Origin of the sequence: Crateriforma conspicua (assembly GCF_007752935.1) — a bacterium.
Classification (GTDB): domain Bacteria; phylum Planctomycetota; class Planctomycetia; order Pirellulales; family Pirellulaceae; genus Crateriforma; species Crateriforma conspicua.
Window position 1 is genome coordinate 563,193 of sequence record NZ_CP036319.1, and the last position, 13,068, is coordinate 576,260.

A 13,068-nucleotide genomic window follows, 5' to 3' on the forward strand; every position below is an offset into this window, starting at 1 on the left:
ACGCCGTCTGCGATGGCCCCTCACGCCGTCTGCGACGGGCCCTCACGCAAGCTGCGGCGATACTGTGCAGGCGTCATGCCACAGGACGCCCGAAACACCTGGATAAAGTAGGACGCGGTGCGGTACCCCACCGCTTCGGCCACCTCGGGGATGGCGATGTTGGTTTCGGTCAAGAACTGTTTGGCTCGTTCCAGCCGCACCCGTTGCAGTTCTTGATGCATGGTGCGTCCCACCGAATCCTGGAATCGGATCTCCAGATTGCGTCGTGACAGGTCGACGTGCCTGACGACATTATCCACCTGGATGGGATCGATCGCGTGATCGTGGATGTAACGCAAGGCCATCGCCACTTCCGCATCATCCAGCGAAATGATGTCGCTCGATCGCCGGGTCACCACATGCAAAGGCTCTGCCACCAATCGACGTGGTTTTCGCCAACGCCGACGCATCATCCGATCCAATAGCTGCGCCGCTCGATAGCCCACGCCTTCGGCGTTCAACGCAACGCTGGACAACGGTGGGTCGGCCAATTCGCAGATCAGTTCGTCGTTGTCCACGCCGACGACCGCCAACTCCTCCGGAACGCGAATGCCCGCCGACTGACAGGCCTCCAAGACTTCGCGGCCCCGGTCGTCGTTGCATGTCATCACGCCGATCGGTTTGGGCAAACCTTCCAACCAGCGAATCAGCCGCGGGTGTTCGCGTTCCCATCGACGGGCCGCCGCTTGCCGTGGCGACCGGTAGACCGTGACGTCAAAGCCGGCGGTTTTGATCGCCTGGACAAAGGCCGTTTCACGCCGGTCGCTCCAGACGCGTTCGGCGATTCCGACAAACGCAAACTGACGAAACCCACGCTGCATCAAATGGGCGGCCGCCATTCGAGCCGCGCTGGCCGAATCGGACGCAACCTCGCTTAACTGTGACAGCGGATGATCGGGGCGCAACTGTTCTTCCGTCAAATCCAACGCGATGGTCGGCAGTTTCGATTCCAAGATCGCATCAGCGATTCGCGGCGTGGCGATCCGAGCAATGATGCCGGTACCGCCCCACTGACGCATCTTGGGGACGGCTTGTTCAAAGTCGCCGGGCGTCACATAGAAGCCCCAAGGGCCGTGCAGTCGCGCGTATTTGACGATGCCGCGCAACATCTGCCGTCCGTAACCGCGTGCGGTTTCGATCAGCAGGGCGACTTTGGGGACTTGGTCCATGATCAACAGCCTTCGGGCATGCGGTGGCGTGCGACGTTGTGTCTTCAGCCTAGTCTTACCGCCGGTCCCGCCCAGAAACCATCTGCGCAAAGACGACATTTTTTTGCGCAACTGTCCTGTGGTGGCACTCCCACGTCGCAGCTAGAACGGAACGCGAAACGAATCGCAGACGATTCGCGATCGCTCCGACGCAACGGGATCGACAACGGTCCACGCTGTCGCCCCCGCCAAGCTTTCCGGACGATACAAAGGTGGCCGGTACCATTCGTTTTCGTCCGTCAGGTTCGCAGAAGGACACCAAGGTGGCTGCAAAGTTTTCAATCGGTTTGGATTACGGGACCAACAGCGTTCGCGCAATCATCGTCGACTTGGCTGACGGCCAAGAGATCGCCAGCGATGTGTACGAGTATCCCAGCGGGGATCATGGCATCTTGTTGGATCCTAAAGATCCCAACTTGGCTCGCCAAAACCCCGCCGACTATATCCAAGGTTGCAAAACCTCGGTCGCCAATGCGGTCAAGCAAGCGTCACGAAACCGTGACTTTTCGCCCGATCGCGTCGTCGGCATCGGTGTCGATACCACCGGGTCCACGCCGTTGCCGGTCGATGCCAAAGGTCGCGCCCTGGCATTGCATTCAAAGTTCAAAAAGAACTTGGCCGCGCACGCTTGGTTGTGGAAGGATCACACGTCGGCCGAGGAAGCCGCGGAGATCACCGCCAAAGCTTCACGGACCAAGGAAAACTACTTGGCCAAGTGCGGCGGAACTTATTCCAGCGAATGGTTTTGGTCCAAGATCTTGCACTGTCGTCGTATTGCACCAGACGTCTTTGAAGCGGCGGCCGGCTGGGTGGAACTGGCCGACTTCGTTCCCGGATTTCTGACGGGCAACACGGCACCGGAAACCATTCGTCGTGGTATCTGCGCAGCCGGACACAAAGCAATGTTCCACACCGACTGGGGAGGGTTGCCGAAGAAGTCGTTCTTGAAGCGTTTGGATCCGGAACTGGTCAAGGTCGCCGAGAACTACAACAGCGATACGGCAACATCCGATCAAGTCGCCGGCCACTTGATCAAGGAGTTCGCCGAACCGATGGGATTGCCCGTCGGAATCCCCGTCGCCGTCGGTGCCTTTGATGCACACCACGGTGCAATCGGGTCAGGCGTCAAACCGGGAACCCTGGTCAAAATCATCGGGACCAGCACCTGTGATGTCACCGTCTGGCCGGCCGATCAACCGCTTGCCGACATCCCCGGATTGTGCGGCATCGTTCCCGGTTCGGTCACGCCGGGCATGTACGGATTGGAAGCCGGACAGTCCGCGGTCGGTGACATTTTTAATTGGTTCGTCCGCAATCTGGCCCCGTCTACCATCCCCAGCGGTCGGGATCCCCATGTCTGGCTGACCGAGCAAGCGGATCAGTTGCAGCCGGGTGAAAGCGGTTTGTTGGCACTGGATTGGAACAACGGTAACCGGACCGTGTTGGTGGATCCCTATTTGACCGGATTGCTGGTCGGGCAAACGTTACACACCACTGCAGCGGAGATCTATCGCGCATTGATCGAAGCCACGGCGTTTGGTGCCCTGACGATCATCAACCGGTTCGAAGAATACGGGGTGCAGGTCAAGCAAGTCGTTAACTGTGGTGGCATTGCCGAAAAGAATCCGATGGCGATGCAAATCTATGCCGACGTTTGTGGTCGTCCGATGAAAGTCAGTCGGTCCGCACAAACGTGCGCTTTGGGCGCCGCCATCTTCGGTGCGGTCGCCGGCGGCGGGTATTCCAGTGTTGCCGCGGCCCAGCGAAAAATGACCGGCACCAAAGACACCGTGTACCGTCCCCGCAAAAAAGCCAAGGCTGTGTATGCGGAACTTTACAAGCTGTACCACCAATTGCATGACGCATTCGGTGTGAAGGGTTCCGGTGTCGCCGTGGATCAAGTGATGAAGGACTTGATCGCCATCCGCAACCGTGTGCGAAAGGGGTAAACGCCGTGCTGGATCAACTGAAAATCGAGGTCTGCGCCGCCAACCGCAGTCTGGTGGATCATGACTTGGTCACACTGACTTGGGGCAACGTCAGTGGGATTGATCGACAATCCGGACGGGTCGTTATCAAACCCAGCGGTGTCGACTACCACGATCTGATGCCCGAACACATGGTCGTCGTCGATCTGGATGGCAACCGAATCGAAGGTGAACTGAATCCGTCCAGCGATACCGCCACCCACGTGTGGTTGTATCGCAACTTTTCGGCCATCGGCGGCGTGACGCATACCCACAGTCGATACGCGACGATGTATTCGCAATGTCGTCGCGAGATTCCGTGCTTGGGAACGACCCACGCCGATCACTTTCATGGCCCGGTACCCGTCACGCGACCGCTGACCGAATCGGAGGTTGCCCAGGCCTATGAAGCCAACACGGGCAAAGTCATCACCGAACGATTCGCCGATCTGGATCCCATCGCCATGCCGGCCGTTCTGGTCGCCGGTCATGCACCGTTTGCTTGGGGGCCGAGTGCGAAAAAGTCCGTCGAGAATGCGGTCGCACTCGAAGCCGTCGCCCAAATGACGCTCGGCTGCCAGCAAATCATGGCCGGACAACAAGATAACGCCGTGCCACGTTTGGAGGCCTATGTGTTGGAAAAACACTACCAACGCAAACACGGCCCCGACGCTTATTACGGCCAAGCCAAATCATCGTCCTAACGCGGAGAATCCCAAATCATGTCATCCGAATCATCCAGACGCGAAGTCTGGTTCGTCACCGGCAGCCAGCACTTGTATGGCGACGAAGCGTTGCGGCAAGTCGCCGCCAATGGGCAAAGCGTTGTCGACGGATTGGTCGGCGACGGCCGTCTGCCCGTGTCGTTGGTTTTCAAGCCGATTGTCACCACCCCCGATGCCATCACCCGATTGTGTCGGGATGCCGATGCGGATCCCCGGTGCATCGGTTTGGTTTGCTGGATGCACACGTTTTCGCCTGCCAAGATGTGGATCGCGGGGCTGTCGGGGCTGACCAAGCCGATCGCGCATTTGCACACCCAGTTCAATGCGGAGTTGCCCTGGTCGACCATCGACATGGATTTCATGAACTTGAACCAGTCGGCGCACGGCGGACGCGAATTCGGTCACATTTGCGCACGATTGAACGTTCCACGCAAAGTCATCGTCGGTCACTGGCAAGATCCCAGCGTCCAAGAACGATTGGCCATCTGGATGCGAGCCGCCAGTGGACGCGACGAAATGCGAAACCTTCGTGTCGCACGGATCGGCGACAACATGCGTCAAGTCGCGGTGACCGAAGGCGATAAGGTGGAAGCCCAGCGGGTCTTTGGAACCGAAATCAACGGCTATGGCATTGGCGACTTGGTGGACTGTGTCAATCAAGTCACCGATTCCGACGCCGATGCATTGGCGGCCGATTACGAACAAGTCTATCAGTTGGATCCATCGCTTCAGCGTGACCGTCAGCAACGTCAATCCTTACTGGATGCAGCGAAGCAGGAACTGGGGCTTCGAAGCTTCCTGCAATCCGTCGGTGCGATGGCACTGACCGATACGTTCGAAGACTTGCACGGTTTGCAGCAACTGCCCGGCTTGGCCATCCAACGTTTGATGGCTGACGGTTATGGATTCGGTGCCGAAGGCGACTGGAAGACCTCCGCCCTGCTGCGGGCGATCAAGGTCATGGCCGACGGTTTGGACGGCGGAACGTCGTTCATGGAAGACTACACGTATCACTTCCAAGGCGACGATTCGTTGTGTTTGGGCGCGCACATGCTGGAAATCTGTCCCAGCATCGCCGCGGATCAACCCCGATGTGAAATTCATCCGCTGGGTATCGGCGGAAAATCCGACCCCGTGCGACTGGTCTTCACCGCACCGGCGGGGCCCGCGATCAATGTGGCTTTGACCGACATGGGCGATCGTTTTCGGTTGTTGGTCAATGAGGTCGAAACGGTAACACCGCCGCACGATCTGCCGAACCTGCCCGTCGCCCGGGCTTTGTGGAAGCCTTTGCCCGATTTGCGGACCGCGGCCGCCGCATGGATCTATGCCGGTGGCCCCCACCACACCGTTTTCAGCCAAGCGGTGGGAAGCGAAATGATCGAGGACTTCGCCGATATGATAGGCGTCGAGTGTCGGTTCATTGATGCCGACACGTCGCTACGAAGTTTCAAACAGACGCTGTAGGCAAAGCCGGGAAGTTCAGGTCATGGTGTTCATCGATTGGGTCGTCATTGCGGGTTATTTCGCAATTCTGTTGGGTGTCGCTTGGTGGGTGATCAACAAGGGCAGCGAAACCGCGGATGACTATTTCCTGGCCGGACGCAACCTCAGTTGGTGGGTCATCGGCGCGTCGATCTTTGCATCCAATATCGGATCGGAACACTTGGTCGGGCTGGCCGGTTCCGGTGCGACCGACGGCGTTGCGATGGCACACTATGAACTGCACGCTTGGTGTCTATTGGTTTTGGGGTGGGGCCTGATCCCGTTCTACATGCGTTCGCGCGTGTTCACGATGCCCGAATTCCTGGAACGAAGATTCAATTCGTCCAGCCGCTGGGTGTTGTCACTGATTTCGCTCGTCGCTTATGTCGTGACCAAGATCGCGGTGGGCATCTTCGCCGGCGGGATCGTGTTTTCAGTGCTGTTACCCGACATGCGTTTGGGACCGCTGGACAGTTTCTGGATCGGGTCGATCCTGGTCATCGTTTTGACGGGTGCTTATACGATTCTGGGTGGTCTTCGCGCCGTCGCCTATACCGAAGCACTGCAGACATTGATTCTGATACTGGGATCCATCTTGGTCACCATCTATGGATTGGATGCGTTGGGCGGATGGAGTCGCCTTCGTGAAATCTGTGGATCCGAAATGTTCAACCTGTGGAAACCGATGGTTCCCGCTGGTGTCGAATCGACATGGGAACCGGTCAAAGAACCCGGGCGGATGGCGTGGTATTTCAATGACAACTATCCCTGGCTAAGCATGCTGTTCTGCGCGCCCGTGATCGGGTTGTGGTACTGGTGTACCGATCAGTACATCGTCCAGCGTGCATTGGGGGCACCGAACGAAACCGAAGCACGACGCGGATCGATCTTTGCATCCATGTTGAAGCTGCTGCCGGTATTCATCTTCATCATTCCGGGAATGATCTGTTTCGCGTTGTCGACCACGGGGGCGTCCGTTCCGCTTCAGGAAGCAATGGTCGACGCCGATGGAAACCTGATCCGCGAAGAGGCCCAGAAAGCCTTCCCCATGTTGGTTGCAACCATCTTGCCGCCCGGTGTGCGTGGCCTGGTGGTCGCGGGATTGTTGGCAGCATTGATGAGCTCGCTGGCTGGCGTATTCAACGCATCAGCGACACTGTTCACGATGGACTTCTATTCCAAGTTACATCCAACGGTTTCACAGGGACGCTTGGTCTGGATCGGACGTGTGGCCACCGGTGTCATGGTTTTGATCGGCCTTGCATGGATCCCCGTGATTCAGGGTGGCCGTGGCTTGTACGACTATTTGCAAGGCGTCCAAGCGTATCTGGCACCACCAATCTTTGTGGTCTTCTTTCTGGGAATCCTATGGAAACGTGCCAACGGTGCTGGATGTTTGGCTGCATTGTTGGTTGGTTTCGTGATGGGCTTGGTGCGGCTTGCAATTGACACACCGGTGAAGCTGATCGACGGCTACCAGTATCAGGAAGGGTCACTGCTTTGGATTCTGAACAATATGTTCTTTCAGTACTACAGCATGCTGATCTTGGCCGTATGTGTCATCGTTATGGTGGCCGTCAGTTTGGTCACCGCCGCGCCCGACTACGAAAAGATTCAAGGGCTGACGTTTGGCACGCTGACCGACCAAGACAAGGCAGAGTCACGCGCCAGTTGGAACATGATCGATATCGTCGCGTCGGGGATGGTTTTGGTGGCAATTCTTGCCGCGTACTTGTATTTCCAAGGTTAGGGTGCCGTGAACGCCATCGACGTTGCGGTACCGAACGAAAGCATTTTCATGACGCTCGTTCTCAGTACCGGTCCGATCGAACAGATTGATTTTCAACTGTCGACTTTGGACTACGTCGCGTTCTTTGGCTATTTCCTTGGTTTGTGCCTGATCGGCTTCTTTGCCGGCCGAAAGCAGGGGGAAACGTCCGCCGACTATTTCTTGGCGGGACGTTCCCTGCCCTGGTACGTCGTGGGTGCATCGTACATCGCAGCCAATATTTCCACCGAGCATTTCATCGGCCTGATCGGTGCGGCGGTGATTTATGGCATTTGTGTGGCTACCGGTGAATGGAGCACCGTGATCGCGTTCACGTTCTTGATTTGGCTGTTCATCCCTTATCTGCTGACATCCAAAGTTTATACCGCCCCGGAATTTCTGGAGAAGCGATTCAACAAGCAGATGCGGTTCATCTTTGCCGCGGTCACGTTGCTGGTGAACATTGTCGCCTTCATGGGCCCCGTGATTTACGGCGGTGCTCTGGTTTTGGTGGAATTGTTCGGGTTCGACAAAGTCACCGCGGTGATCGTGATCGGAATTGCGTCAGGGGTCTGGGCGATCTGGGGTGGGTTGCGATCGGTCGCCTTGATGGATCTTTTGACCATCACCGTGATGGTGTTGGGCGGGCTGAGCGTCACCTTTCTTGGCCTATCGCATTTGGGGGATGGCCAGGGCGTTCTTGCCGGAGCCCGCAAGATGATTGAGGTCAACGCGGGCAATGTGCCCTGGGCTCATCAATGGATTCAAGACGCCACCCCGAACATTCTGCAGGGGGCGGACGCGGACACCACCTACGATCGGCTGTTGGTATTGCAACCGCTCAACCACTATTCCAACCCCTGGACCCACTGGGTGTTCAGCTTCTTTTACATCGGGCTCTGGTACACCGTGATCAACCAGCACATGATCCAAAAGGTGCTGGCGGCAAAGGATATGTATCACGCCCGTATGGGAATGGTGTTTGCAAGTTATCTGAAGCTGTTGCTGCCGTTCATCGTCGTGATTCCGGGGCTGATCTTTTTCGCAATGAAGCCGGATTTTTTGCAGGAAGGTTCGTTCGGAGACCAAAGTGACGCGGCTAACGCGACCTACATCTTGATGATCAAGCAATTAGTGCCAACGTTTTTGACCGGCGTTTTATTGGCTGCTCTGTTCGGCGCCATTCAGTCGACGGTCTGTTCGGTCTTGAATTCGACATCGACGATTTTCACGCTCGATTTTTACAAGATGTTCTTCCGCAAGGATGCGACTGAACGCGAAGAAGTCATCGTCGGACGGGTCGCGGGCGCCGTGATCCTGGGGATCTCGATCATCGTCGGTATTTTGCTGGCGACGGTGACGAAGGTGAACCTATTCATTTGGATTCAGGCGTTGTACGTGTTTTTCGCGCCTCCGTTTTCGGCAACGTTTCTTTTGGGGTCGCTTTGGCGGCGGGTCAGCGGCACGGATGCTCTGATCGCCAGCATTTGCACATTCCTATTTGCGTTGGTGTTGAAGTTGTTGGAGTTTAAGGATTCGTTGTTGGGGTGGGCCCATCTTCCGGATTGGGTGGCCCTGCCATCGTGGATGATTCCCTTTGCCAATCAAGGCATGATTTGTTGGGCGTTTTGCATGATCCTGTGTGCGGCGCTCGCGTTGGTGACTCCGAATCCCGACAACATCGATGATGATCTAACATTTCGATGGAAAAATCTGAAACTGAGTGGTGGTTTAGGTGGTCACTGGTATTCCAGTGTCACGCTTTGGTGGGCCGTCTGTGTCGTGTTGATGATTGGCCTGGTCTTGACCTTTAGCATCGTCCTGTAGCGGGCGATCGCTTTGATCTTGGAAAGAAGTCTGTTGAATATCTCTGAAAATGCGCCCACACCTCCCATGGGCTGGAATAGTTGGGACTGCTTCGGCGTCAGCGTGACCGAAGATGACATCAAAGCCAACGCGGATTATGTTGCAAAGCATCTCAAGCAATATGGCTGGGAATACATCGTCGTGGATTTGTGTTGGTTTGCGCCTGATGCGAACACCGACAACTACAAAAAATTTGGTCTTCATCAGTTGACCGATGAATACGGTCGCCTGATCCCCGACCCGGTGAAATTCCCGTCGTCGGCGGGTGGTGCCGGTTTCAAACCGTTGGCCGACTACGTCCACGACCTGGGGCTGAAGTTCGGGATTCACATCATGCGCGGGATTCCATGGCAGGCGGCAGAAAACGATCTGCCGATCAAGGGATGTGATGCCACGGCTGGACAGATTGCACAGCCCGTCGATGTGTGTCTGTGGTATGCCAATATGTATGGGGTGAATCTGACCCGCGACGGGGGGCAGCACTATTATGATTCACTGGCGGAGCTTTACGCTTCCTGGGACGTCGACCTGATCAAAGCGGATGACATGAATTCCTGGGACGGTGAAGGGAATCATGAGCCTTATCACACGGATGAGATTGAAGCTTTGGCCAAAGCCATCGACAAGGCAGGACGTCCTGTCACGTTGAGTCTTTCGCCGGGTGCCGCCCGTGTGTGCAACGCGGCTCATTTGCGGCGGCACGCCAATATGTGGCGGATATCATTCGACTTTTGGGATGAATGGGAATCGTTGCAGAAGCAGTTTGATCGATGCGCTTTGTGGGCACCCTACATTAAGCAAGGGCACTGGCCGGATGCGGATATGCTGCCGCTGGGGCGGATCGGGATTCGTGGAGAAGTCGGTGACGCCAGGTTCACGAATTTTTCCGAGCCGGAGCAGTTCACGTTGATGACGCTTTGGTGCATCTTCCGGTCACCCTTGATGTTTGGCGGGCATCTTCCCGAATCGGATGAATTGTCATTGCGGCTGATCACCAACCCGGAAGTGATTGCCGTCAATCAAGCCAGTTCGAACAATCGTCAAGTGTCGCGTGATGAGACTTCGGTGGTGTGGATGGCCGAGTGTTTGAAAAGCGGCGACCCTTACGTAGCGGTGTTCAACGTGTCCGATACGGATGCTGAGATCGAGGTCGACCTGTCATCGCTGAGACTGTCCGGAAACTGGACGGTGCGAGATCTGTGGAAACGTCATTCGCTTGGTGATGTGTCGCAGAATTTGGTTGCCAGTGTCCAGGGACATGGTGCCGCAATGTATCGATTGTCACCGGTTGCCTCGTAGTGTCAGTGACTTTTTTCGCCAAGAGCCCGGCGGATCGTCAAAGTTTGGGTTCACTTTCGCTCTTCTTCGTCCCGGTCAGTATCGGTGTTCGTCCATGAATCGTCGTCTGCAGAATGCCTCGTTGTCGTTATCGATTCTCGTTCTGATGGGATCGGTTGTCTCGTTCGCTCAAGATCCTGTTGCCCAACGCCCGCCGATGGGCTGGAACAGTTTTGATGCGTACGATTCGACCATCAATGAGCAACAGTTTCGCGATACTGTTGACTTCATGGCGGAACATCTGAAGCCGCATGGTTGGCAGTACGCGGTTGTCGACTACATCTGGTTCAATCCGCATCCGGGTGATCACAACAATCCACAGCGCCGTTTCGGGCAATCCGACTTGCGGCTGGATCCAGATGGACGCCCCGTCGATCGACTGACATTGGATGAATTCGGCAGACCCCAGCCCGCAGTGAATCGGTTCCCGTCGTCCGCGGCCGGTGCTGGATTCAAGCCGCTGGCAGACTATGTGCACTCCAAAGGATTGAAGTTTGGGATCCACATCATGCGTGGGATCCCCAGGCAGGCATACTACGACGATCTGCCGATTCAGGGTTCGGAGCAAACCGCAAGTGCGATCGCAGAACCTTGGGACGTGTGTCCGTGGAACAACAACATGTTGGGTGTGGATGCGACGAAGCCTGGTGCCCAAGCCTATTACGATTCGCTGTTCCGGCAGTACGCGCAGTGGGGTGTTGATTTCGTCAAAGCCGATGACGTGATTCACTATCCCTATCACGCCGCGGAGATCGAGATGATGCGTACAGCGATCGATCGCTGTGGACGTCCGATGGTTTTGAGCTTGTCGCCAGGTGACGCACCGTTGTCACAAGCCAAGCATTTGGTGGCCAACGCCAACATGTGGCGAGTGTCGGGGGACCTGTGGGACGAATGGCCATCGATCAAGCGGAATTTTCAATTGCTTGAAGCTTGGTCGCCGTTCATCGGACCCGGGCATTGGCCCGACGCCGACATGTTACCGATCGGACACCTTTCGCTTGGCGGTCGGCCGCACGGGCCCGATCGCATGTCGATGCTAACGGACGATGAACAAGTCACGATGATGAATCTGTGGTGCATCGCGAAATCGCCACTGATGATTGGTGCCGATCTGTTGACATCACCGCCTGAAACGATGGCGTTGCTGCAAAACCGTGCAGTGCTGGCCGTCAATCAAACCAGTCAGCAGAATCAGCAGGTTTATCGCAGTGATGATGCTGCCTGTTGGGTGGCGATGGATCCAAAATCAAAGGATCGATTTGTCGCTTTGTTCAATCTGTCGGATCAGATTCGCGACGTGGCTGTCCGGTTCGAAGACATCGGATTGCGCGGTCGTTTCAAGACGACTGATCTTTGGACCGGTGGCACGCAGCAGAACGTCACCGGTCAAATTAACCGACGCTTGCGTCCGCACGCATCGGCCATGCTTCGCTTGGCCCCAGAAAGTGACGTGGTGGTCCAACCTGTATTGTTACCGCCGCCTGCGGGACCGGTCGCCGGGCCGAACGCTTCGGTTTCCGATTCATTGAATCGTCGGATCAAGACTCGTTCCTATCCGTCGGTGTTCCAAGCCTGGAATCCGATTGATATGCCATCCCGGTATCCGACCGACACGTTGGAAGGGCGTCTAATTGCGGCCGCCAAGCACGATGTGATTTGGGAAGAACCGGTCAGTCAACTTGGTTATGGAGTCCAGCTTGCCTTGGGGGCAATTTGGGACGGGCAGCACGCCGGTTTGGCCGAAGGCTTTACGGCACAGTCTCGAAAGCGGGCGTTAGAAAATCGAGCCAAGATGCTACAGAAGAACCCGGACATGGTCTTTCTGATGGAAGTGCGATGGCGCGACGCTCCGGGCAGCTATCTCCCCGAAGACAGTAGTTTTTGGAAGCGAAATCCTGACGGGACGCGAGAGGCCGGTTGGGATGGCGGTCCAGAGCCCTATTACATGCTGGACTACCAGAATCGAAAGTTTCAATCCAATATCGCTCGACAATGCAAAGCCTGTATCGAATCCGGCGTGTATGACGGAATCATGTTGGATTGGAGCGGGCAAATCGACATTGTTCGATTGGTGCGTGAAGCAATCGGCGATGACGGCGTGATCATCGTCAATATTCATGATGATATCGAAGACGGGCGACGATACGGAAAGCTTATCAATGGTTCGTTCATGGAATGCAATCCCGCCGGACCGGGAACCGGAGGGGCGAGTTTCAGAACGACTTGGGCCAAGCTTCGGGATGGGCTGGAGTTTTTTGAACGTGAATTGCGTTCGCCTCAACTGAATTGCTTGGAGGTATGGGGGGACCGCGGCGATCTGCGACGAATGCGGGCGACCACAACGCTGGGGCTGACGTTGTCCAACGGCAGCGTTTTGTTTGCGGATCCGAATCCACTGAAGACGCCCGACCACCTTCACGATTGGTATGACTTCTGGGATGTGCCGCTGGGGCGTCCCCGCGGCGTCGGCCAGGAGAAGCCCGATGGATCGGTTTGGCGACCATTCGAAGGCGGCGTGGTGGTCTACAACCCTTGGCAAAACGGCACCGTCGACGTCCAGTTCGACTCGCCCCACCGTCGGGTCTCTGATCAATCCGTTGCGACCACGTTCCAGTTAGCGGATGCGGATGGTGAGATCTTTGTTCCGGTTGAATCGGAGGTTAGGTAGC

The 13,068-nt window shown here is 56.4% G+C and carries 8 protein-coding genes; 7 read left to right on the forward strand and 1 reads right to left on the reverse strand.

Going from position 1 to position 13,068, the window contains the following annotated elements:
* Positions 1-20: 20 nt before the first annotated feature.
* A complete protein-coding gene (locus tag Mal65_RS02155) occupies positions 21-1,208 on the reverse strand; it encodes an AraC family transcriptional regulator (RefSeq protein ID WP_145293230.1) in 1,188 nt (395 codons plus the stop codon).
* A 302-nt stretch (positions 1,209-1,510) separates the two neighbouring features.
* Between Mal65_RS02155 and Mal65_RS02160 the strand changes: the two genes are divergently transcribed.
* The 7 genes from Mal65_RS02160 (at position 1,511) to Mal65_RS02190 (ending at position 13,067) form a co-directional block, all read left to right on the forward strand.
* A complete protein-coding gene (locus Mal65_RS02160; RefSeq protein ID WP_145304559.1) occupies positions 1,511-3,196 on the forward strand; it encodes a ribulokinase in 1,686 nt (561 codons plus the stop codon).
* Positions 3,197-3,201: 5 nt separating this feature from the next.
* Positions 3,202-3,918, forward strand: coding sequence for an L-ribulose-5-phosphate 4-epimerase AraD (araD, locus tag Mal65_RS02165; protein ID WP_145293232.1), 717 nt, complete (start codon positions 3,202-3,204; stop codon positions 3,916-3,918).
* Positions 3,919-3,936: 18 nt separating this feature from the next.
* A complete protein-coding gene (araA, locus tag Mal65_RS02170; protein ID WP_145293234.1) occupies positions 3,937-5,406 on the forward strand; it encodes an L-arabinose isomerase in 1,470 nt (489 codons plus the stop codon).
* 22 nt (positions 5,407-5,428) lie between these two features.
* A complete protein-coding gene (locus tag Mal65_RS02175) occupies positions 5,429-7,174 on the forward strand; it encodes a sodium:solute symporter (RefSeq protein WP_145293236.1) in 1,746 nt (581 codons plus the stop codon).
* A gap of 6 nt (positions 7,175-7,180) precedes the next feature.
* Positions 7,181-9,019, forward strand: coding sequence for an SLC5 family protein (locus Mal65_RS02180; protein WP_165701010.1), 1,839 nt, complete (start codon positions 7,181-7,183; stop codon positions 9,017-9,019).
* A gap of 33 nt (positions 9,020-9,052) precedes the next feature.
* Complete coding sequence (locus tag Mal65_RS02185; RefSeq protein ID WP_196784503.1) at positions 9,053-10,357, forward strand: glycoside hydrolase family 27 protein; 1,305 nt, start codon at positions 9,053-9,055, stop codon at positions 10,355-10,357.
* A gap of 94 nt (positions 10,358-10,451) precedes the next feature.
* On the forward strand, positions 10,452-13,067 hold the full coding sequence (locus Mal65_RS02190; RefSeq protein WP_196784504.1) for a glycoside hydrolase family 27 protein: 2,616 nt from the start codon (positions 10,452-10,454) through the stop codon (positions 13,065-13,067).
* The last annotated feature ends 1 nt before the right edge of the window (position 13,068 follow it).